Below are 19,928 nucleotides of genomic sequence, written 5' to 3' on the forward strand. Positions count from 1 at the left end.
CATCCGATGACCACCGCCGGACGTGAGGCCAAGCGGCTGCTCGCAGCCGCCCGGGACGGCTCGCTGCGAGCCACCGGGCGGTTGTTGAGCATGGTCGAGAACGGTAGCCGCGACGAGGTTCTCGACCTGCTGGAGCCGGGACCCGCGCCGGCCGTCCTGGGAGTGACCGGACCGCCGGGCGCGGGCAAGTCGACCACCGTCGCGGCGCTGGTCGGCACCTACCGCGAGCAGGGCGCGCGGGTGGCGGTGCTGGCCGTGGACCCGTCCTCGCCCTACAGTGGTGGGGCGCTGCTCGGTGACCGGATCCGGATGGCCGCCCATATCGGTGACCCGGACGTGCTGATCAGGTCGGTGGCCACCCGCGGACACATCGGCGGCCTGGCCGCGGTGGTGCCGGCGGCGATCCGGCTGCTCGACGCACTGGGATACGACCGGATCGTGGTGGAGACGGTCGGTGTGGGGCAGTCGGAGATCGAAATCGCCGCGATTGCCGATCCGACTGTCGTGATACTCAATCCCGGTGCGGGAGACGCCGTTCAGGCGGCCAAGGCCGGGCTGCTGGAGGTCGCCGACATCCTGGTCGTCAACAAGGCCGATCGCCCCGGTGCGGAGCAGACCGTGCGGGAATTGCGCGGTGAATCGAAGGCTCCGATCCTCACTGCGATCGCCTCCGACGGAACGGGCATAGCCGAGCTGGCGAAAACCGTTGCCGCTCACCAGCGCAACGACAGCCCGCAACGCCGGGCGGCCCGTGCTCGGGTGCAGATCATGTCATTGGTGCACACTCGGGTCCGCGCCCACCCGGATCTGGCCCGGTTGGCCGAACAGGTGGCACAGGGTGAACTGGACGCCTATACCGCCGCGGAGATGCTGGTGCCGCGCGCAGCCGCGGTCCCCGCGCCCGCGATCCGGTGGTGAGGGTGCCGAGCCGCCCGCACGCCGGGCGGTGACACCGCGAGCGAGCGCTACCGCCGAGCGGCCGTTTCCCGGCGGGTTTCAGTGTTCCGGGAACCGAACCGTGGCTTCCTGGGCGAAGGAGGCGACCAGTTCACCACTCTCGGTGAACACATCGCCGCGTCCGAAGCAGCGTCCCTGCGCCATGGCGGGGCTGTGCTGGCGCAGCAGCAGCCAGTCGTCGGTACGGAAGGGCCGGTGGAACCACAGGGTGTGACTGGTGACCGCGGAATGGAACGCGGTCCCGTTCCCGCGTTGGCATACGCCCTCGAGTGGCCGCAGTGCGGTGCCGATGAGGGTGAGGTCGGTGGCGTAGGCGGTCAGAGCCGGGGCGAGCTGTTCGCCGGCGGCCGGGGAACGCATCCAGAACTCGAATTCCGCTGGTGCCGAACCGGTATCGTCCAGGTCGACATCGGTGCGGGTCTCCCATGGGATGATGTCGAAGCCGGCCTTGTATTCGGCGGACAGCAACGCACCGACGGGCGCCGTGGCCTGCTGCTCGGGTCCGGAATCGGGGGCATGCATCGAGATCGATGCGGTGGCGACGGGGCCGGAGGCCTGTTCGGCGACGACACCGAGCGCGGCGAAGGTCCGGCCCTGCCGGTGAATCTGCACCCGGTAGCGCAGTTCCTCCTCCGGTTTTCCTTCTCGTGGGAACAGTGCGTGGACCGATTTGACGGTCTTGTCCGGGCAGGCGAGCTGCGCGGCGCGGACGAACTGGCCCAGGAGCTGGCCACCGAAGATCCGGTAGTAGCCGAGGCTCTGATTCGGGCCGGTGAACACCACGGTGTCGCGGTCGTCGTCCGTGGGAATCGGGCGTAGGTCGAGACAGGCGAGAAGGTCGCTCCACAGATCGGGCATACGACCGAGTGTAAGCGACCTTCTCTTCTAGGAGAATGAAATTCTCACGGTTGCGTGAAGCCGAGTGCGCAGAAGTTCCAGACCTCTTCCGCGGTGATCGGGTGCGAGGTCTCCTCGTCGGTGGCGCCGTTGGACTGCGCGGTGAACATGACCGTCTGCATCACCATGGCTGCGGTTCGGCGCGGGTTGATGTCGGCGCGCAACCGTCCTTGTGCCGCGGCCTTCTCCATCAGTTCGGTGATGAGGCTCAGTACCGGCGCGTGTGCCACCTTGACCTGGGCCGGATGGGAAACCAGCAGTTGTGGCGCGAAATCGGTGAACAGCGGGCGCTGCGCGGCCGGGTCGGGGCGGCTCAGCTCGAACAGCAATTCGATGGTCACCCGCAGCTGCTCCAGGGGATCGTCCTGGCCGTCGGCCGCGGCGCGCAATTGCTCCGCGGTCCGGCCGAGCGCATCCTCGAACAGGGCCAGCAGCAGTTCGTGTTTGCCGTCGAACTGCAGGTAGAAGCTGCGCAGTGACTGCTTGGAGCGGTCCACCACTTCCTGCACGGTGAAGTCGGTGGTGCCCTTCTCGGTGATGATGGCTTGGGCCGCATCGAGGAAGCGCTGCACGCGCTGTTCGGCACGCAGTTTCGCGGTCCTGATCGAGCGCTCGACGGCGCGTTGCTTCCAGGCGGGCTCTTCGCTGGGGCTGCTCACGTTCGGCTCGGTCCTTGGTTATGTGTGCAGAACATGAATGCACTGTACCGGAGAATGTCATGTTCCCGGGTATCGAGGTCGTGTGTCCAGAAACGAAACAAGAGACTGTTACTTTCTGTTGTGGAGAATGTTATTCTCGCAACGATAGGCAGTCTAGTGGCCAGAGAGGCGGTCCGGGATGCTTTTGGAGTTCGACTCCGAACAGAGACTGTGGCGCGACACCGTGCGTGACGCGGTCGGCAAACAGTGCCCCGCGACATTGATCCGGGAGGTGGCCGACAAGGACGGTGACCCGACTCCGTTGTGGCGCAGCTATATCGACCAGGGCTGGACGGAGCTGACCGGGGATGCCGCGGCGGTGGAGCTGGCGATCGTGCTGGAGGAACTGGGGCGCGCCACCGATCCCACCCCGTACCTGGCGACGATGACTCAATTCGCACCGCTGGCACCGGAATTCATGCAACCGAACCTGGCCGGCGCAGCCGTCTACGACGGTGTGCACGCCGTACTCGACGCCGACGGCTGGATACTCAGCGGCACCGCCCGATACGTGCTGGACGGTGACCGTGCCGAACAACTCGCCGTGGTGACCGGTGCGGGTGTGTTCGTGGTACCCGGATCCGCGGTGCAGACCAGCCGCACCGCGGTCTTCGACCCGGTGCTGCACGTCGCCGAGGTGCGTTTCGAGGGAGTGCGGGTGGGGCACGACGCCCGCCGCACCGTCGACGTGGCCCGGGCTCGTCAATTCGCCTGCGCCGGGATGGCGGTGACGACCGTCGGTGCCTGCCGGCGAATTCTGGACATGGTTCTCGACCATGTGCGCACCCGCCATCAGTTCGGGGTGCCGATCGGCTCCATGCAGGCGGTCAAACACAAGGCCGCCGATATGCATGTCGCGATCGAACGAGCATGGGCGCTGGCCTATTTCGCCGCGTTGACCATCGCCGAGAACGACCCGCGCCGCGCCCTGGCCGCGTCCATGGCCAAGGCCGCGGCCGGCGAGTGTCAGGACATGGTGTTCCGCAACGGATTACAGCTGTTCGGCGCGATGGGATTCACCTGGGAGAACGACCTGCAGTTCGCGCTCAAGCGAGCCCGGGCCGGCGAGCTGATGCTCGGCGGTGCGGCCGAACACCGGGCGCTGATCGTCGAGGAGTGCCGTGCAACTGCGATTTGATACCGAGGTCGAGGAGTTCCGCGCCGAATTCGCGGCCTTCCTGGACGAACATCTGCCCGATGAGGCCACCGCGAGCCGCACTCGTGCCCACTCGAGTTCCGATGTTCCCGAATGGGCGCGCGAGTGGCAGCGACTGCAGTTCGATCACGGCTGGTTGCTACCGGGCAACCCACCCGAATTCGGCGGCCGCAACGCCACCATCCTGCAGCAGTACGTGCATCTCGAGGAACTGTCCCGGCGGCAGATCTACCACAGCTTCAATCCGCAGGGCGTCGGTATCGTCGCTGCCTCGCTGCTGTCGTTCGGCACCGAGGAGCAGAAGACGAAGTGGGCCCGGCGAATTCTGCGTGCCGAGATCACCGCGTCGCTGGGAATGAGTGAGCCCGGTGCCGGTTCGGATCTGGCGGGCCTGCGCACCCGCGCGGTGCGCGACGGTGACGAGTTCGTCGTGGACGGGCAGAAGGTGTGGACCTCGGGCGCCCACGACGCCGACGTGCTGCTCACCTTCGTCCGGACCGATCCGGATGCGCCCAAACACAAGGGAATCAGCGTGTTGCTGATTCCCACCGACACTCCCGGCGTGACGCGTCGTCCCTTCGCCTCGGCCACCGATCCGCACGACGTGGACTTCAACGAGGTGTTCTTCGAAGGCGCGCGGGTGCCGGCGGAGAATCTGGTCGGCCCGCTGCACGGCGGCTGGGGTGTCGCGAACGGCTCGCTGGGCCACGAACGGACCCTGCTGTGGATGTCGTATGCCGACCGGCTGGGGGAGTTGGTCGCCGACTTCACTCCGCACACGGTGCTGGAGCGCGACCACTACGCCAGGCTGATCATGGACAGCTACGCCCTGCGGCTACAGGGATCGGCGGCACTGGCCCGCGCGTCGCGTGGTGAGCAGGATGTGGCGGCACTGTCGGTACTCAAGGTGTTCGGATCCGAAGCGGTGCAGAGCGCGTCCTCGCACGCGCTGGCGGCCCAAGGTGTCGACGGTCTGTTGCATCCGGCACGCTCGGCCCGGTTCAACCCGCTGAATCTGGATGCGTTCAGCGCCGGCTGGTTCGAGCGCTATATCCGCAGTTTCGCCGGCACCATCGCCGGCGGCACGTCGGAAATTCAGCGCAACATCATCGCCGAGCGCGTGCTCGGTCTGCCCCGAGGTTGAGGAGCTCGCGTGTACATCGACTACGAGGCCGCCGACAAGATCGCGACCATCACCCTGAACCGGCCCGAAGCGGCGAATGCGCAGAACGGTGAACTGCTCGACGAACTCGATGCCGCATGGACCCGCGCTGCCGACGACGACGAGGTCGCGGTGATCGTGCTGCGCGCGAACGGCAAGCACTTCTCGGCCGGGCACGATCTCAAGGGCGGGTCGGGGGTCGACATGTCGACGGTGACACTCGAACGGATCTACCGCAACGAGGCTCGGCGCTATCTGGAGTATTCGCTGCGCTGGCGCAATACGCCGAAACCGTCGATCGCCGCGGTGCAGGGGCGCTGTATCGCGGGTGGTCTGCTGCTGTGCTGGCCGTGTGATCTGATCGTCGCCGCCGAGGACGCCCAGTTCTCCGATCCGGTGGTGATGATGGGGATCGGTGGTGTCGAATACCACGGCCACACCTGGGAACTGGGCCCCAGGAAAGCGAAAGAAATCCTTTTCACAGGTCGTCCGATTACCGCCCGCGAGGCCGAACAGGTCGGTATGGTCAACGCCGTCGTCCCGCGCGACGAGCTCGACGCCCGGTCCCGGGCGCTGGCCGAGAGGATCGCGTCCATGCCGTCCTTCGGACTACGTCAGGCCAAACGTGCGGTGAACCAGACCCTCGATGTCCAGGGCTTCTACGCGGCTGTCCAATCGGTGTTCGACGTGCATCAGACCGGGCACGGTAATGCGCTGAGCGTCAACGGGTTCCCGATCCTGGTGAATCTGGACGATATGAAAGAGAAAATCGAATGAAGGAAGCCCCCATGCGCAACACGTTGATTCGCGGCGCGGTCGGTCTGTGCGGTATCGCGGTGCTCGCCGTCGCCGCCCTCACCGGCTGCAGCAACGACAGCTCCGACAACAGCACGGCCACCACCAGTGCCACCGCGGCAGCGACCACCGCTGCCGAGGCGTCGGGGTCGTCGGCGGCCGCCGCGGATCCGGAGACCACCACGGCCGTCACCGACGCCTTCGTGCTGTTCTTCGACGCGAAGACGCCGGCCGATCAGCGCTCCGCCGCGGTCGAGAAGGGCGATGTGTTCGGCCCCGTGCTGGCGGCGCAGGCGAACAACCCCCAGGCGCAGGGCACCTCCGCGACCGTGTCGAAGGTCGCCACCGTCGACCCGACTCACGCCGATGTCACCTACACGCTGCTGATGAACGGCAATCCGGTGCTGCCGGACCAGTCCGGGCAAGCCGTGCAGGAGAACGGACAGTGGAAGGTCGCCGCCTCCACGTTCTGCTCGCTGTTGAAGCTGCAGGGCGGCACGTCCCCCGCCTGCTGATCGGCCCCTCGCTCACCCGCTGAACGGGACCTGCCCCGCGGGCGTACGCCGCAGCGGTCACGATGGCTGGCACACTGCATAGGTCCCGCCGAACAGTCGGGACACTATGGACGCCGGCCACCGCGGCCGGTGTGAATGTGCGCGCGGTCGGCCCGGTCGCCGTCCGGCGGGAGAGTGAGACCGAAGATGGACGACCACGCGGTGGCCGCCGAGCTCGCCCGGGAAGCCGGCGAGCTGCTGCTCGAGATTCGTGACCAAGGTGGCGCGGTTGGGGACAAGCGCTCCAACGAACTGCTGCTCACCCGCCTGGCCGAACTGCGACCCGACGATGCGGTGCTGTCGGAGGAGAGCACCGACAATCCGGTACGTCTGTCCCGCAGCCGGGTCTGGATCATCGACCCGCTCGACGGCACCCGCGAATACGGTCAGCCCCCGCGCCCCGACTGGGCGGTGCACGTGGCCCTGGCCGTGGACGGGCGGGCCGAGATCGGGGCGGTCGCGCTGCCGGTCCCCGGGCTGGTGCTCGGGACGGGGACTCCTCCCCTCCTTCCGCCCGCCACCGACCGGCCGATCCGCATCGCGGTCTCCCGCAGCCGCCCGCCCGCCTGTGTCGACCACCTGGTCCGCACCCTCGGTGCCGAAGCGGTCCCCATGGGATCCGCAGGCGCCAAGGCCATGGCAGTGGTTCGCGGCGAGGCCGATATCTACGCCCACTCCGGCGGCCAGTACGAATGGGATTCCTGCGCACCCGTCGCGGTTGCCGCCGCAGCCGGACTGCACACCTCGCGCCTCGACGGCTCACCGCTGGTCTACAACCGCCCCGACCCTTATCTCCCCGATCTGCTCATCTGCCGACCCGAACTGGCGGATCGAGTGCTCGAGGCGCTGCAGGACGGTTCCTGACCGAAGAAACGGGGGGAATCGTCCGTCGCGGTATGCGCCTGGTTCGATGTGCGCCTGCGGGCGGCGGTGGGTGTTGCTCCGGGTTAACGTGAAATCCAGGGCGCTGCCGCGAGCCGTTCATTGTGACGGCCTAGCGTTTCGATCTCATGGAGGACCATACTCGGACAATTGTCGAGGCACTCGAAAGTGAGATTCCGAGGCTCGAGGCCGATACGAAATTACCGAGTGAATCCGAGCTAATGGCTCGGTTCGGTGCGACCCGTCATGCGGTTCGGAAAGCGTTGGGGCAACTCGAGGCCCAATTCATCGTCCGCCGCGTGAAGGGTTCGGGGACCTTCGTCAACGGCAGATTCGACTATGTGCTGTCGTCGCGGGTCGCGCCGTCTTTGCACGAGACCTTCGCCCGGGTGGGCGGTGTGATGCGGACGTTCGTGCTCGATGCCTCCACCCAGCCGGTCCCCGCCGATGTCGCGCACCGGATGGCGCCGGTGGTGGGAACCCACAATCTGCGGTTGATCCGACTGGGTTATCTCGACGACGAGCTGGTCAACTACAGCGATGTGTGGGTGTCGCCGAAAGTCCTGCCGGAAGGCGATGTGCGGCTGCGCGCCTACGAATCGCTGACGGAGCTGCTGCGGGCCGGCGGCGCGGCTCCGGTCCGCCGCTGGACCAGGGTGGTCCCCGACCTGACACCGACGGCCATGCTCGAGCACCTGCCGATCGACAATCCGGTGCCGGCCTGGCGAATGGAATCCTACGTCGACGACGGCGATACGGGGGAGCCGCTGATGTTCAGTCACGGTTGGATGCGACAGGATCGCGTCACCATTTCGGTCGAATACGAGAATGCGACCGTCGATCGGGGAACTTGTTGCGCAACTTCCGACAGTGTTCACAACAACTCTCGCGGAGATTAGCGGCACCGTTGGTGCTCCGCCGATATCGGCCGTGACCGTGGAGCCGGTATCTGCTGCGCCGCACCGGCGCTCCGACTTCCCAGGACGGATGATTCATGTTTGCTCGACGAATTCCGCGAGGCGTACTCACCGCATTCGCAATCCTCGGCCTGACCGCCGCGGCCGCGGGCTGCGGGGGCAGCGCGGCCGACACCGAGACATTGACCTTCGCGCAGATCCCACAGGAGGACTCGACGAGCATCGCGACGCAGAACGCCGACATCATCTCCGCGCTGGAAAAGCAGCTGGGCGTGAAGGTGAAGTTGCAGGAGGCCACCAGCTACGCCGCCGTCATCGAGGCATTGCGTGCCGGCCAGGTCGACATCGCCTCCCTGGGGCCGTTCTCGTACGTGGTTGCCGCCGACGGTAAAGCGGGTGTCGCCCCGGTCGGTGTCCCCGCCGATGCCCCCGACGCCTCGCCCACCTACCGCTCGTATGCGATCACCAAACCCGGTAGCGGTATCAACTCGCTCGCGGATATGGCCGGCAAGAAGATCTGTTTCGTCGATCCGACATCGACCTCCGGTTACCTGTTCCCGTCGGCGGGCCTGATGCAGGCCGGTATCGACCCGGAGAAGGGAGTCACACCGATCTTCGCCGGAGGGCACGACGCGTCGGCGCTCGCAGTGGCGGGCGGGCAGTGCGACGCCGGATTCGCCTTCGACACGATGGTCGACGAACAACTGCCGAAGTCGGGACAACTCGCCGAGGGCGCGCTCCGCGTGATCTGGAAGTCCGAGGACATCCCCAAATCGCCCACGGTGGTCAGCACCAAACTTCCGCAGGAGCTGCAGGACAAGATCACTCGGGTATTCCAGCAGGACGTCAACCGTCCGGGCCTGGTGAAACTCGGGATCTGTTCCGACGAGGCCGATTGCACACTCCCCGAGGACGTGAAATACGGATTCGTCCCGGTCGACGATGCGAAGTACGACGGCATCCGGAAAGTCTGTGCGGTCACCGAGTCGAAGTCCTGCGTCGCCTGACGACGCCCACCACGAACCCGCCGGACCACCCGCGCCGCACCAGAAAGCAGGACCAGCATGACCACCGTCGACTTCCCTCGCCCGTCGAAAGCCGAGCATCCGACCGCGACACCGGAAGGACAGGTCGTGCGCCTGCAGGCGGTGAGCAGAACCTTCGGCCGGATCACCGCCCTCGACGATGTCACGGTCGATTTCACCGCCGGAAAAATCACCGCGCTCCTCGGGCTTTCCGGGTCGGGGAAATCGACGTTGCTGCGCTCGATCAACGGTCTGCAACTGCCCACCCGCGGACAGATCCACACTCTGGGCGTCCCGGTGCACTCGGCGAAACCGAAACAGCTACGCCGGCTGCGCTCTCGGGTCGGGATGATCTTCCAGCATTTTCATCTGGTCGGACCCATGTCCGTGCTGGAGAACGTGTGTTCCGGGCGGCTGGGGGCGTTGCGTGGACCGCGCCTGGGGCTGGTCGGCTATCCGCGCGGGACGAAGGAGGCCGCCATGGCGCACCTGGCCCGGGTCGGACTGGCCGACAAGGCGTTTCAGCGGGCCGACACGCTCTCCGGTGGCCAGCAGCAGCGCGTTGCCATCGCGCGAGCGCTGATCCAGGACCCGGTGGTGTTGTTGGCCGACGAGCCGGTCGCCTCGCTGGACCCGGTCTCGGCCGTCGGCATCATGGAACTGCTTCGCGAGATCTCGGGTGATCTCGGATTGACCGTGATCTGCAGTCTGCACCAGGTCGAGTTCGCGCTCGAGTACGGCGATCACATCACCGGGCTGCGAGACGGGCAGGTCGTGCTGAACCGGCCCGTGGCCGCACTGTCTCGTGACCAGGTCCTCCCGATCTATCACCGGCCCGCCGCCGCCCGCAACGTCCTCGGCCGTAGTGCCTGAGCCCGTCGTGAACTCGGTTCTTCTCGTCGAGCCGACGGCGCCGTCCGTCCCGCGCCGGCCACGACCTCGCACCACCACCGTCGGTGCGTACGCGGCGCTCGCAGCACTTCTGGTCGGCGGAATCTGGTCGTGCACCGAACTCGGCATCTCCTTCACCACCCTCGCCGAGGGCGTGGACAACGCGGCCTCGTTCGTGTCGCGGATGTTCCCGCTGGACTTCCCGCCGGTCGGTGAACTGCTGTCGCTGACCGGGCAGACGCTGTCCATCGTCACCCTCGCGACCGTGTTGTCGGTGGCTCTCGGACTACCCCTCGCTATCGCGGTCGCGTCCACCACCTCGCGCCGCCGCGGCAGCGCGTGGACGGCCCGCACCTTCGTGGTGCTGATGCGTGCCGTACCCGATCTCGTGCTGGCGGTCATCTTCTTCCGTCTGTTCGGGCTCGGGGCATTGCCCGGAATCCTGGCCATGGGACTGCATTCGATCGGGATGGTCGGCAAGTTGTACGCCGATGCGATCGAACAGCTGGATCACGGGCCGATGGAGGCGTTGCGCACCGCGGGCGCGAGCCGGCGCCAGCAGATCGTCGCCGGCATCCTGCCGTTGCTGTTGCCGCAGATCGTCGGGACCGCGCTGCACCGATTCGACATCAACCTCCGGGGATCGGTGGTGCTGGGCTTCGTGGGGGTCGGCGGCCTGGGTATGGCCATGGCGGACGCGCTCACGACGATGGACTATCAGCGTGGCATGGCGCTGGCCCTGATCGTCCTGGTCCTCTGCATGGTGGTCGAGTTGATCTCCTCCGCCGCGCGCACCGCCCTGCTCGGTCGCAGCGAAGGGCATCGGCGCGGATCGTGGGGGATCATCGACCGGCTCGCCGACAGCCGGGTGCGCCATCCCGCCGCGGCACACGAGCCGGAACGCCTGCGGAGCGGGAAGATTCGAGTGTCGGCCCCCTACGACGGGGAACGTGTTCGACGCACCGTCGTGGTCACGCTCACCGCGGTTGTCCTGGCGCTCGCCTTCTTCGGAGCCGAGATCGACCCGGCACGTTTCGCCGCGGGGCTGGGCAACATCGGCGACACCGCCCCACTGTTCTGGCCGCCGAGCGCCGCCGGCGAATGGGAGACGCTGCGCGACGGCATGCTCGTCACCGTGCAGATCGGCCTGGCCGCGACACTGATCGGGGTCGTGCTCGCGGTGCCGATCGGATCCCTCGCGGCCCGCAATGTCGCACCCGGTGCGCGCGTCGCGACCTGCTTCCGGTCGCTGATCGTCGTCACCCGCGCCACCCCGGAGCTGATTCTCGCCATCGTGCTCATCGTGATGATGGGACTCGGTCCGGTACCGGGCGCGCTGGCACTGGCGGTCGGTTCGGTCGGTCTGCTCGGGAAACTGGTCGCCGACTCACTCGAGGAGACCGACGTACGGGTGCAGGATGCCCTGCGCGCGAACGGATCCACCCGGCTACAGGTCTATGCCGCCGCGACGTTCCGGCAGGCCCTGCCCGCCCTGGTGGCGCACGTGCTCTATCAACTCGACGTGAACATCCGGGCAGCGACACTGCTGGGCATCGTCGGCGCCGGTGGTATCGGCTACTACCTGCTGAACGCCAACCGGGTACTGCAGTTTCAGACCGTCACCTTCATCGTGGCGATGATCCTCGTGGTGATCCTCGCGCTGGAGGCGATCTCGGCGTGGATCCGGCGCGCCGTGTCGTGAACAGGTCCGCGCTTTCAGCTGTTCGACAGGTAACCGGGCGTTTACCTACAGCTTCATCGGGCGTCAACCACCACGACGGGATCGGTGCACACCAGGAGAGGACGGTGAAAACCATGAACACCACACAGATCGATGCGGAGCAGCGGCGCAGGTCGGCGCGCGTGCTCTCGCAGGCAGATCATGCCGAACTCGCCGAACTGTGGCGCGCCTGGCCGGACCCGCCGGCCGTCGAACACGCCCGCGCACCGGAGGCCGGACTGGTCATGGTGCAGGGGCGGATCGGCGGGCGGGGCGCGCGTTTCAACCTCGGCGAAGCGTCGGTATCGCGCGCAACCGTCGTCATCCGTTGTGCCGAGGGCGAATTCACGGGCACGGCCTACGTCCTCGGGAACGACCCCGAACATGCCGAACTCGCGGCGATCTTCGAGGCGATGCTGCTGTCGCCGATGCGCGAAGACGTCCTACGGGCAGTGATCACACCGTTGGAGAACCGCCGGGCTCAGGCCGACGAGGTGCGAGATGCGCAGGCGCGCAGCACCGTCGTGGAATTCTTCACCGCTGCTCGGGAGAACTCGGGTGGCGACGAGGAGGAGGACGAATGACCGTTCCGTCGAACGCTTCGACCGTTCCGGGTTTCGGCGCACCGGTCGACGACGCGCAGCGAGTCTTCCGGAGCGTGCTCGAGGCCATGGCCCGGCCGACAACCACCTTCCCCGTCGACGTGGATCTCACCGCGCCCGGCGGTCTGGGGTCCGGTGCGGCCGCGATCGTGCTCACCCTCTGCGATGAGTACACACCGATTTGGCTGGATGCCACGCTCGGTTCGGAAACAGCTCTGGCGCAGTGGATTCGGTTTCACACCGGCGCCGCCATCGTCGACACGCCGGACCAGGCGGCCTTCGCCGTCGTCTCCTCACTCGCGGCAGCCCCGGCGCTCGGTGCGTTGAATCAGGGCACCGATATCGAACCGCACACCTCGGCAACGGTCATCGTCGATACGGCCGCGGGTGCCGCCGACGGCCGGGAAACTCCGATCCTGGTGAGCGGGCCCGGCATCGACGGCACCGCGCGCTGGAACGCGCGGGACGTGCCGGCGGAATTCGTCGAGGAATGGCGTGGACGAAGGTCGGCTCTGCCGTGCGGGATCGACCTGATCTTCGCCGCTCGCGACACCGTGTTCGCACTGCCGCGCACCACCGAGCTGACCTCGCTCGTCGACGCAGGAAGGGGCCTCTGATGTACGTCGCCGTGAAAGGTGGGGAGAAGGCGATCGCCAATGCCCACCGGTTGCTCGCCGCTCGTGGTCGCGGACCCGCCGACACACCGCGAATCCGGCACGATCAGGTGCGCGACCAGTTGGGGGTGCTGATCGCGCGGGTCATGACCGAGGGATCGCTGTACGACCCGGATCTGGCCGCGATGGCGGTGTTGCAGGCACAGGGTGACGTACTCGAGGCGATCACCCTGCTGCGTTCCTATCGCACGACGCTGCCCCGTTTCGGCACCAGCGAGGCGCTGGACACCAGTGCCCTGCCGGCCGCCGATCGCCGTATTTCGGCCGCGTTCAAGGACATTCCCGGTGGACAGCGGCTGGGTGCCACCTTCGACTACACCCACCGCCTGCTGTCCGGCAGTGCACCGCAGCCGGTGCCGCCGGACGGCGACGACGCCGCCCCGTCGGAACCGATGCCGCGCGTCACCGACGTGCTGGGCGCCTCCGCCCTGATCGAACCGGACGGCGATGCGGACGACGGTGATCCCGATCCGGGCGACCTCACCCGGGAACCGACCGTCTTCCCGATGACACGTGCCGAACGTCTGCAAGCGCTCTCCCGCGGCGATGAGGGATTCCTGCTCGCACTGGGGTATTCGACCCAGCGCGGCTACGGCAACACTCATCCCTTCGCGGGCGAGATCAGGGTCGGCGAGGTCGAGGTGGAATTCGATGCGCCGGAGATCGGGCACCCGGTGCCGATCGGACGGATCGAACTCACCGAATGTCAGATGATCAACCAGTTCGTCGGTGGTGGCGGCCGGGAGCCGCAGTTCACCCGAGGCTACGGTCTGGTCTTCGGCCGCTCGGAACGCAAGGCGATGTCGATGGCCCTGGTCGACCGCGCATTGCGCGCCGACGAGTTCGCCGAACGGGCCGTCTCCCCGGCGCAGGACGAGGAGTTCGTGATCAGCCACGCCGACAACGTGCTGGCAACGGGGTTCGTCGAACATCTCAAGCTGCCGCACTATGTCGACTTCCAGGCCGAGCTCATGATGCTGCGCGGTCTGCGCCACGAATTCGACGATCCGGCCGCGAGTGCCGACCACCTGCCGACGTCCGAACACACCGGCAACGACATGGAGGTTGGGGCATGAGCGCGCCGGCAATCACCTACAACGTGGGATATCTGGACGAACACACCAAACGCGTGGTGCGCCGGTCCCTGCTGAAGGCCCTCGCGATCCCCGGGTTCCAGGTGCCCTTCGCCTCCCGGGAGGTGCCGATGCCGCGTGGCTGGGGCACCGGGGGAGTGCAGGTCACGGCCTCGGTCATCGGTTCGGACGACACCCTGAAGGTGATCGATCAGGGTGCCGACGACACGACCAACGCCGTGTCGATCCGGCAGTTCTTCGAGAAGGTGGCGGGCGTGCGTACCACGACCCGCACCGACGAGGCGACCGTCATCCAGACCCGCCACCGGATTCCGGAAACGCCGCTGACCGCGGGACAGATCATCGTCTATCAGGTTCCGATGCCCGAACCGCTGTTCCGGATCGAGCCGCGCGAGACCGAAACTCGCCGCCTGCATGCCCTGCAGGAGTACGGCCTGATGTTCGTCCGGCTCTACGAGGACATCGCCCGTTACGGCCGGATCGCGAGGACCTACGACTACCCGGTGCTGGTCGACGGCCGCTATGTGACCGCGCCGTCGCCCATTCCCAGCTTCGACAACCCGAAGATGCACCAGAGCCCGGCACTGCAACTCTTCGGCGCCGGACGGGAGAAACGCATCTACGCGATTCCGCCGTACACGGATGTGGAAAGCCTCGGATTCGAGGACTACCCCTTCGAACCGCAACACTTCGACGCACCCTGCGCGCTGTGCGGGTCGCGGGATGTGTACCTCGACGAGGTGATCCTCGACGACCACGGCACCGCTGTGTACGTGTGTTCGGACACCGACCACTGTGAACGTGTCACCACCGCGAAAACCGCTGCCATGCAGCAGGAAACGGAGGTAGAGCAATGAATGCCGAGATGCCGCTGCTCAGCGTCACCGACGCCGGCCATCGTTACGGGAACGCATTCGGTTGCCACGGGGTGAGTTTCGACCTGTGGCCGGGGGAAGTGCTCGCCGTGGTCGGTGAGTCGGGGTCGGGAAAATCCACCCTGCTGCGCATGCTGGCGCAGCGGCTGTCCACCGACGTGGGCAGTGTGCGTTACCGCTACGGCGACGTCCTGCAGGATCTGTCCGAGCTTTCCGAACGCGAGATCCGCCGGCTGCGGCGCACCGAATGGGGATTCGTCCACCAGGACGCCGCCGACGGCCTGCGCATGCATGTCAGCGCCGGCGGCAATGTCGGCGAACCGCTGATGGCCAACGGGTGGCGCCACTACGGGCGGATCCGCACGCGCGCCGCGCAATGGCTCGAGCGGGTGGAGATTCCGGCAGCACGGATGGACGAAGCACCGGTGACCTTCTCCGGCGGCATGCGTCAGCGCGTGCAGATCGCCCGCAACCTCGTCTTCGATCCGCGTCTGGTGTTCATGGACGAACCCACCAGCGGCCTCGACGTGTCGGTCCAGGCGCGGCTGCTCGATCTGATCCGGTCGCTGGTGGCCGACCTGGGATTGGCGGCGGTCGTCGTCACCCACGACCTCGCTGTTGCACGCCTGATCTCGCACCGCACCCTGGTGATGAAGGACGGCCGGATCATCGAGCACGGGCTCACCGACCGCGTCCTCGACGACCCCCAGAGCCCGTACACCCAACTACTCGTTTCCTCGATTCTGCAGGGCTGAACGGACCAACACATGATCGACAGCAATCTCGCACTCTCGATCATCGGAGTGCACAAGACCTTTACCCTCCATCTGCAAGGCGGCCAGCATCTTCCGGTCGTGCGGGGCGTCGATATCGACGTACCCCGCGGACGGTGCGTCGTGCTCGGCGGCGACTCCGGCGCCGGCAAGAGCACCATCCTGAAAATGGTCTACGGCAGTTACGCGGCACACGGCCGGATCCTGCTGCCGCACCGGGGCGGCGTGCTGGATCTGGTCACCGCCGAACCGCGCCAGATCCTGTCCGCACGCCGTCACACCATGAGTTATGTCAGCCAATTCCTGCGGGCCGTTCCCCGGGTAGCGGCCGTCGACGTCGTCGCAGAACCGCTGATCGAACGCGGCACCGAGCGGGACCGGGCCCGGGCCGCGGCAGGTGAACTCCTGGAACGGCTCTCGATTCCCACCCGGCTGTGGCAGCTGCCGCCCGCCACCTTCTCCGGTGGGGAGCAGCAACGAGTCAACATCGCCCGCGGTCTCATCGCCGAACATCCGCTGTTGCTCCTGGACGAGCCGACCGCCTCTCTCGATGCCCGCAATCGCGCGGTGGTCATCGAATTGATCCGGGAGCGGCTCGCGCGGGGCGTCGGGATGCTCGCGATCTTCCACGACACCGAAGTCCGCGACCGGTTGGCCGACGAGATCGTCGACGTGCGGCGTTTCGCACCCGAAGCATCCGGTGCCGAACACGGCGCACCGGCGGCGATCGCCTCATGAGGTACGCCGTATACGCCGTCCCCGGCATCGGCGACAACAGTGCGAATTCCGCCACCGCACTGCGCGATACCGCAGCATCCTGGTTCGCCCGCGCCGATATGCGGGATATCACCACCGAGCCGCGCCGCTACGGATTCCACGCGACGCTGAAGGCGCCGTTCCGTCCGGCATCCGGAATCACGCAGGAGACGGTGATCGACGCGGTGGCGGCGTTCGCCCGCACCCACGATCCGGTCACCCTGCGGGATCTGCGCCCGGCCGCCCTCGGCGAGTTTCGCGCCCTCGTGCCCCACGGGCGGACAGACGGCGTCGACGCCCTCGCCGCCGCCACGGTGCGCGAGCTGGACCACTTGCGGGCACCGATGACCGCGGCCGAGCGCACCCGACGCCGCCCGGAACTGTTGTCCGCGACGCAAGCCGGCCTGCTCGACCGGTGGGGTTACCCCTACGTCATGGCGGAATTCGCGGTTCACCTGACCCTGACGAATGCGCTGCGCGGCACCCGAATCCCCGAAGTGGATTCCGCGATCGCCGCGCATTTCGCCGCCGTCACCGGTGCCGATGTGGCGATCACCGCACTGACCGTCTGCGCCGAACCGGAACCGGGAGCCGATTTCCACCCACTGCACGTCCAGCCGTTGCGGTCCACCATCGCGACGCCGACCCTGTGAGAAGCATCGATGACCACTGCTGAGAACACATTCCACAATGCCCGGATCGTGCTCGCCGACGAGATCGTCCACGGCTCGGTCCACGTCCGCGACGGGGTGATCGCCGATATCTCCGCGACGGGCACCACCACACCCGGTGGACCGGGTACCGATCTGGACGGCGACTTCCTGATCCCGGGCGCCGTCGAACTGCACACCGACCAGATCGAAACGCACTATCAGCCCCGGCCACAGCGATATTGGGCGCCGGTACCGGCGGTCGTCGCGCACGACGCCCAGATGGCGGCGTCGGGGGTGACCACCGTCCTCGATGCCATGCGCATCGGCAACGGCCCCGGGGACACGGCGATCAGCCGGGTCGCCGAGATCCTGGTGGACGCGGTGGGCACCGCCCAGTCGGAGGGAATGCTGCGCGCCGACCATTTCATCCACCTCCGCTGTGAGGTGTCGACCGCCGACGTCGTGGACGTCTTCGAAACATTGGGCGCACACGACCGGCTCCGGCTGGTGTCGTTGATGGACCACACGCCGGGCCAGCGGCAGTACGCGGACGTCGAGGCCTACCGCACGTACATGGTCGGCAAGCAGCGCCTCGCGCCCGAGGATTTCGACACCCATGTGGCCGAGCTGCACTCCCACTCCGCGCTGTACTCCGACGCCAATCGGATCGAATTGTCCAAGCGGGCAAAGGAAAAGGGCCTGACCCTCGCAGCGCACGACGACGCCACCTCCGAACACGTCGACGAGTCGTCGGCCCTAGGGGTTCGGATCTCCGAATTCCCGACCACCCGGGAAGCCGCCCGCTGCGCTCGCGACGCGGGCCAGCTCGTGGTCATGGGTGCGCCGAATATCGTTCGAGGCGGCTCACATTCGGGCAATGTCGCCGCCGCCGACCTGCTGGCGGACGGCGTGCTCGACATCCTGTCCAGCGATTACGTTCCCGCCAGCCCCCTGCAGGCCGTGTTCGGCCTCGTCGACCGCGCACAGCTCACCCTGCCCGAAGGCATCGCCCTGGTCGCCTCGAACCCGGCACGTGCCGTCGGACTCGACGACCGTGGTGTCATCGCCCCGGGCAAGCGCGCCGATCTGGTCCGGGTCCGGATGCACGCGACCGGCACCAGCGAGGAATCCGGTGCCGTGCAGCGGATGCCGGTCGTTCGCGGCGTGTGGCGCGAGGGACGGCGCGTCGCATGAGCGGCACGCTGGTAGCGGTCGTCGGGCCCAGTGGTGCTGGCAAGGACTCGGTGATCGGGTTCGCCCGCGAACGATTCGCCGCCGACCCCCGCATCGTCTTCCCACAACGGGTCATCACCCGCCCCGCAGGTCCCGACGAGGACAATCTGTCGGTGACGCCGGCACGGTTCGCCGAACTCGATTCCCTGGGGGAGTTCGCCCTCGCGTGGAATGCGCACGGGCTCCGGTACGGGGTCCTCGCGGAGGTTGTCGAGCAGGTCGGGTCCGGGAAGGTCGCCGTGGTCAACGTGTCACGAAGCGTACTTCCCCAACTGGCACAACGGTTTACCCGGTCCGACGTGGTGCGGGTGAGTGCGTCCGAGTCGATCCGCCGCGAGCGGCTGGCCCGGCGCGGCCGCGAACAGCAGCAGGCGGTGGAAGCCAGGGTGGTACGCCCGGATCCGGTCCCGGATTTCGATGCGGACCTCGAGATCGTCAACGACGGCCCCCTGGCCACGGCCGGGGACCGCCTGGTCGAGTTCGTCGCGGACCTCGCTCGCACATGCGCCGGTAACCTCCGCCCGACAGTGTGAGGCTGACGCCCTCCCGTTCGGGACGAATACCGCCTTGGGGGTGATTCCGGCGTGGGGCGATGTCTCGGCATCGACGGTGCGAGGTGGTTCCACCGGTGCGTGGCTCGGCGTGGTGGCAGGCATACCGGGGGCCGGCCATTCCGGGTTCGGCGGTCGCCTGGGATCGCCGGGGCGGAACCGGCCGGCAGGGTAGGCCCGTTCAGCAGTTCGATACCAGTGTGGGTAGTTTCGCCGCCGTGGCGGCGTCGGCCGGCATGCAGACGAACAGTTTGTGCCCGCGCTGGTCCATCGCGGCCAGTTTCACGTAGTCGAAGGTCAGTTCGCCGACCTCGGGGTGATCGAAAACCCGCCGGTTGGAGGTGAATTCGGCGACCGGCTGGTCCTCCCACCACATCGTGAAGTCGGTGCTGTCGCGGCGCAGCGCGGCGACGAATTCGGCCACTACCGGATCGCCGATGCGGGTGGCGATATCGGCGCGGTATTGCGCGAGCAGGTTGCGGGCCTGACCGGACCAGTCGCGCAGCAGTGTGCGCATACGAGGCTCGGTGAAGACCAAGCGTAACAGGTTGCGTTCCGGCACCGGATATTTCGCGGGATCACCGATCAATCCGGCTTCGGCGCGGTTCCACGCCACCAGGTTCCACTCGGCGTCGAGGAGGTAGGCCGGGTTCGGGTCCAGCGATTCGATCATGGCATGTAATGCGGGCGTCGGCGGCCCCTGGTGGCCGGACGGGGCGTCGGCGCTCGTCCCGGCGAGGGAGAACAGGTGCCGGCGTTCGGCCGCGCTCAGCTGCAATTCGCGCGCCAGGCTCTCCAGAACCTGATGGCTCGCCGTGATATCTCGCCCCTGTTCGAGCCAGGTGTACCAGGTGACGCTCACTCCGGCGAGTTGCGCGATCTCCTCCCGCCGCAATCCGGGCGCCCGGCGTCTGCCTCCCGGTGCGATTCCGACCTGCGCCGGGGTGAGGCGGTTCCGGCGGGATCGAAGGAAGTCGCCGAGAGCGCGGCGGCGGGACGGTACCAACATCGACATCTGCTTCTCGGACAACGTTCGGTGGGTGGTAGTTGCGATACCAGCATA

The 19,928-nt window shown here is 67.3% G+C and carries 22 protein-coding genes; 19 read left to right on the forward strand and 3 right to left on the reverse strand.

Annotated features, from left to right (window positions below; genetic code table 11):
- The first annotated feature begins 6 nt into the window (after positions 1–6).
- A complete protein-coding gene (gene meaB / locus NV2_RS14795) occupies positions 7–918 on the forward strand; it encodes a methylmalonyl Co-A mutase-associated GTPase MeaB (protein WP_067873959.1) in 912 nt (303 codons plus the stop codon).
- A 78-nt stretch (positions 919–996) separates the two neighbouring features.
- Here meaB and NV2_RS14800 read toward each other — a convergent pair whose 3' ends face one another.
- On the reverse strand, positions 997–1,815 hold the full coding sequence (locus NV2_RS14800) for an acyl-CoA thioesterase (protein WP_067873605.1): 819 nt from the start codon (positions 1,813–1,815) through the stop codon (positions 997–999).
- 44 nt (positions 1,816–1,859) lie between these two features.
- Positions 1,860–2,513, reverse strand: coding sequence for a TetR/AcrR family transcriptional regulator (locus NV2_RS14805; protein ID WP_067873608.1), 654 nt, complete (start codon positions 2,511–2,513; stop codon positions 1,860–1,862).
- 178 nt (positions 2,514–2,691) lie between these two features.
- Between NV2_RS14805 and NV2_RS14810 the strand changes: the two genes are divergently transcribed.
- The 18 genes from NV2_RS14810 to phnN all read left to right on the forward strand — a co-directional run bounded on the left by NV2_RS14810 (position 2,692) and on the right by phnN (position 18,847).
- Entirely contained in the window at positions 2,692–3,690 is a 999-nt protein-coding gene (locus NV2_RS14810; protein ID WP_067873611.1) for an acyl-CoA dehydrogenase family protein, read from the forward strand.
- On the forward strand, positions 3,674–4,852 hold the full coding sequence (locus NV2_RS14815; protein WP_067873614.1) for an acyl-CoA dehydrogenase family protein: 1,179 nt from the start codon (positions 3,674–3,676) through the stop codon (positions 4,850–4,852). The genes NV2_RS14810 and NV2_RS14815 overlap by 17 nt, the downstream gene beginning before the upstream one ends.
- A gap of 9 nt (positions 4,853–4,861) precedes the next feature.
- Positions 4,862–5,647 (forward strand): enoyl-CoA hydratase, encoded by a 786-nt coding sequence (locus NV2_RS14820; protein WP_067873616.1) that lies wholly within the window; start codon positions 4,862–4,864, stop codon positions 5,645–5,647.
- Between the two features lie 11 nt (positions 5,648–5,658).
- Positions 5,659–6,180 carry an MTB12 C-terminal domain-containing protein gene (locus NV2_RS14825; RefSeq protein WP_067873619.1) on the forward strand — a complete coding sequence of 174 codons (522 nt, stop codon included), beginning with the start codon at positions 5,659–5,661 and terminating at the stop codon, positions 6,178–6,180.
- A gap of 186 nt (positions 6,181–6,366) precedes the next feature.
- Positions 6,367–7,083 carry a 3'(2'),5'-bisphosphate nucleotidase CysQ gene (locus tag NV2_RS14830; RefSeq protein ID WP_067873623.1) on the forward strand — a complete coding sequence of 239 codons (717 nt, stop codon included), beginning with the start codon at positions 6,367–6,369 and terminating at the stop codon, positions 7,081–7,083.
- Between the two features lie 146 nt (positions 7,084–7,229).
- The gene (locus NV2_RS14835; RefSeq protein WP_067873625.1) at positions 7,230–8,000 is read left to right on the forward strand and encodes a GntR family transcriptional regulator; all 771 of its coding nucleotides are present in this window, start codon (positions 7,230–7,232) and stop codon (positions 7,998–8,000) included.
- A gap of 95 nt (positions 8,001–8,095) precedes the next feature.
- Entirely contained in the window at positions 8,096–9,025 is a 930-nt protein-coding gene (locus NV2_RS14840) for a phosphate/phosphite/phosphonate ABC transporter substrate-binding protein (RefSeq protein ID WP_067873628.1), read from the forward strand.
- Between the two features lie 57 nt (positions 9,026–9,082).
- A complete protein-coding gene (gene phnC, locus NV2_RS14845; RefSeq protein WP_084474715.1) occupies positions 9,083–9,916 on the forward strand; it encodes a phosphonate ABC transporter ATP-binding protein in 834 nt (277 codons plus the stop codon).
- Between the two features lie 7 nt (positions 9,917–9,923).
- Positions 9,924–11,636: a phosphonate ABC transporter, permease protein PhnE gene (gene phnE / locus NV2_RS14850; protein ID WP_067873965.1), complete on the forward strand. Its 1,713-nt coding sequence runs from the start codon at positions 9,924–9,926 to the stop codon at positions 11,634–11,636.
- A gap of 113 nt (positions 11,637–11,749) precedes the next feature.
- Positions 11,750–12,238 (forward strand): phosphonate C-P lyase system protein PhnG, encoded by a 489-nt coding sequence (gene phnG, locus NV2_RS14855; RefSeq protein ID WP_067873632.1) that lies wholly within the window; start codon positions 11,750–11,752, stop codon positions 12,236–12,238.
- Positions 12,235–12,873: a phosphonate C-P lyase system protein PhnH gene (phnH, locus tag NV2_RS14860; RefSeq protein ID WP_067873635.1), complete on the forward strand. Its 639-nt coding sequence runs from the start codon at positions 12,235–12,237 to the stop codon at positions 12,871–12,873. The genes phnG and phnH overlap by 4 nt, the downstream gene beginning before the upstream one ends.
- Positions 12,873–14,006: a carbon-phosphorus lyase complex subunit gene (locus NV2_RS14865; RefSeq protein ID WP_067873638.1), complete on the forward strand. Its 1,134-nt coding sequence runs from the start codon at positions 12,873–12,875 to the stop codon at positions 14,004–14,006. The genes phnH and NV2_RS14865 overlap by 1 nt, the downstream gene beginning before the upstream one ends.
- A complete protein-coding gene (locus tag NV2_RS14870) occupies positions 14,003–14,881 on the forward strand; it encodes an alpha-D-ribose 1-methylphosphonate 5-phosphate C-P-lyase PhnJ (protein WP_067873641.1) in 879 nt (292 codons plus the stop codon). The genes NV2_RS14865 and NV2_RS14870 overlap by 4 nt, the downstream gene beginning before the upstream one ends.
- On the forward strand, positions 14,878–15,654 hold the full coding sequence (gene phnK / locus NV2_RS14875) for a phosphonate C-P lyase system protein PhnK (RefSeq protein ID WP_067873644.1): 777 nt from the start codon (positions 14,878–14,880) through the stop codon (positions 15,652–15,654). Before NV2_RS14870 ends, phnK begins: the two co-directional genes overlap by 4 nt.
- Before the next feature lie 12 nt (positions 15,655–15,666).
- On the forward strand, positions 15,667–16,410 hold the full coding sequence (gene phnL, locus NV2_RS14880; RefSeq protein WP_067873647.1) for a phosphonate C-P lyase system protein PhnL: 744 nt from the start codon (positions 15,667–15,669) through the stop codon (positions 16,408–16,410).
- Entirely contained in the window at positions 16,407–17,081 is a 675-nt protein-coding gene (locus tag NV2_RS14885; RefSeq protein WP_067873650.1) for a DUF1045 domain-containing protein, read from the forward strand. The genes phnL and NV2_RS14885 overlap by 4 nt, the downstream gene beginning before the upstream one ends.
- A gap of 9 nt (positions 17,082–17,090) precedes the next feature.
- Positions 17,091–18,275, forward strand: coding sequence for an alpha-D-ribose 1-methylphosphonate 5-triphosphate diphosphatase (locus NV2_RS14890; protein WP_067873653.1), 1,185 nt, complete (start codon positions 17,091–17,093; stop codon positions 18,273–18,275).
- Positions 18,272–18,847: a phosphonate metabolism protein/1,5-bisphosphokinase (PRPP-forming) PhnN gene (phnN, locus tag NV2_RS14895; protein WP_067873656.1), complete on the forward strand. Its 576-nt coding sequence runs from the start codon at positions 18,272–18,274 to the stop codon at positions 18,845–18,847. Before NV2_RS14890 ends, phnN begins: the two co-directional genes overlap by 4 nt.
- A gap of 199 nt (positions 18,848–19,046) precedes the next feature.
- Here the strand turns inward: phnN and NV2_RS14900 are convergent, their stop codons facing one another.
- Positions 19,047–19,874, reverse strand: coding sequence for a helix-turn-helix transcriptional regulator (locus tag NV2_RS14900; protein WP_067873968.1), 828 nt, complete (start codon positions 19,872–19,874; stop codon positions 19,047–19,049).
- Positions 19,875–19,928 lie beyond the last annotated feature (54 nt).

The sequence above is a fragment of the Nocardia vermiculata NBRC 100427 genome (assembly GCF_001613265.1).
In the GTDB taxonomy this organism is placed as follows: Bacteria; Actinomycetota; Actinomycetes; order Mycobacteriales; family Mycobacteriaceae; genus Nocardia; species Nocardia vermiculata.

Excerpts from the sequence above, each read along its gene's own strand:
- phnL (WP_067873647.1), top strand. The coding sequence starts at position 15,667 with ATGATCGACAGCAATCTCGCACTCTCGATCATCGGAGTGCACAAGACC.
- NV2_RS14830 (WP_067873623.1), top strand. The coding sequence starts at position 6,367 with ATGGACGACCACGCGGTGGCCGCCGAGCTCGCCCGGGAAGCCGGCGAG.
- NV2_RS14800 (WP_067873605.1), bottom strand. The coding sequence starts at position 1,815 with ATGCCCGATCTGTGGAGCGACCTTCTCGCCTGTCTCGACCTACGCCCG.
- phnG (WP_067873632.1), top strand. The coding sequence starts at position 11,750 with ATGAACACCACACAGATCGATGCGGAGCAGCGGCGCAGGTCGGCGCGC.
- phnH (WP_067873635.1), top strand. The coding sequence starts at position 12,235 with ATGACCGTTCCGTCGAACGCTTCGACCGTTCCGGGTTTCGGCGCACCG.
- NV2_RS14865 (WP_067873638.1), top strand. The coding sequence starts at position 12,873 with ATGTACGTCGCCGTGAAAGGTGGGGAGAAGGCGATCGCCAATGCCCAC.
- phnN (WP_067873656.1), top strand. The coding sequence starts at position 18,272 with ATGAGCGGCACGCTGGTAGCGGTCGTCGGGCCCAGTGGTGCTGGCAAG.
- NV2_RS14900 (WP_067873968.1), bottom strand. The coding sequence starts at position 19,874 with ATGTTGGTACCGTCCCGCCGCCGCGCTCTCGGCGACTTCCTTCGATCC.
- NV2_RS14885 (WP_067873650.1), top strand. The coding sequence starts at position 16,407 with ATGAGGTACGCCGTATACGCCGTCCCCGGCATCGGCGACAACAGTGCG.
- NV2_RS14870 (WP_067873641.1), top strand. The coding sequence starts at position 14,003 with ATGAGCGCGCCGGCAATCACCTACAACGTGGGATATCTGGACGAACAC.
- NV2_RS14840 (WP_067873628.1), top strand. The coding sequence starts at position 8,096 with ATGTTTGCTCGACGAATTCCGCGAGGCGTACTCACCGCATTCGCAATC.
- NV2_RS14825 (WP_067873619.1), top strand. The coding sequence starts at position 5,659 with ATGCGCAACACGTTGATTCGCGGCGCGGTCGGTCTGTGCGGTATCGCG.
- NV2_RS14890 (WP_067873653.1), top strand. The coding sequence starts at position 17,091 with ATGACCACTGCTGAGAACACATTCCACAATGCCCGGATCGTGCTCGCC.
- NV2_RS14835 (WP_067873625.1), top strand. The coding sequence starts at position 7,230 with ATGGAGGACCATACTCGGACAATTGTCGAGGCACTCGAAAGTGAGATT.
- meaB (WP_067873959.1), top strand. The coding sequence starts at position 7 with ATGACCACCGCCGGACGTGAGGCCAAGCGGCTGCTCGCAGCCGCCCGG.
- phnK (WP_067873644.1), top strand. The coding sequence starts at position 14,878 with ATGAATGCCGAGATGCCGCTGCTCAGCGTCACCGACGCCGGCCATCGT.
- phnC (WP_084474715.1), top strand. The coding sequence starts at position 9,083 with ATGACCACCGTCGACTTCCCTCGCCCGTCGAAAGCCGAGCATCCGACC.
- NV2_RS14810 (WP_067873611.1), top strand. The coding sequence starts at position 2,692 with ATGCTTTTGGAGTTCGACTCCGAACAGAGACTGTGGCGCGACACCGTG.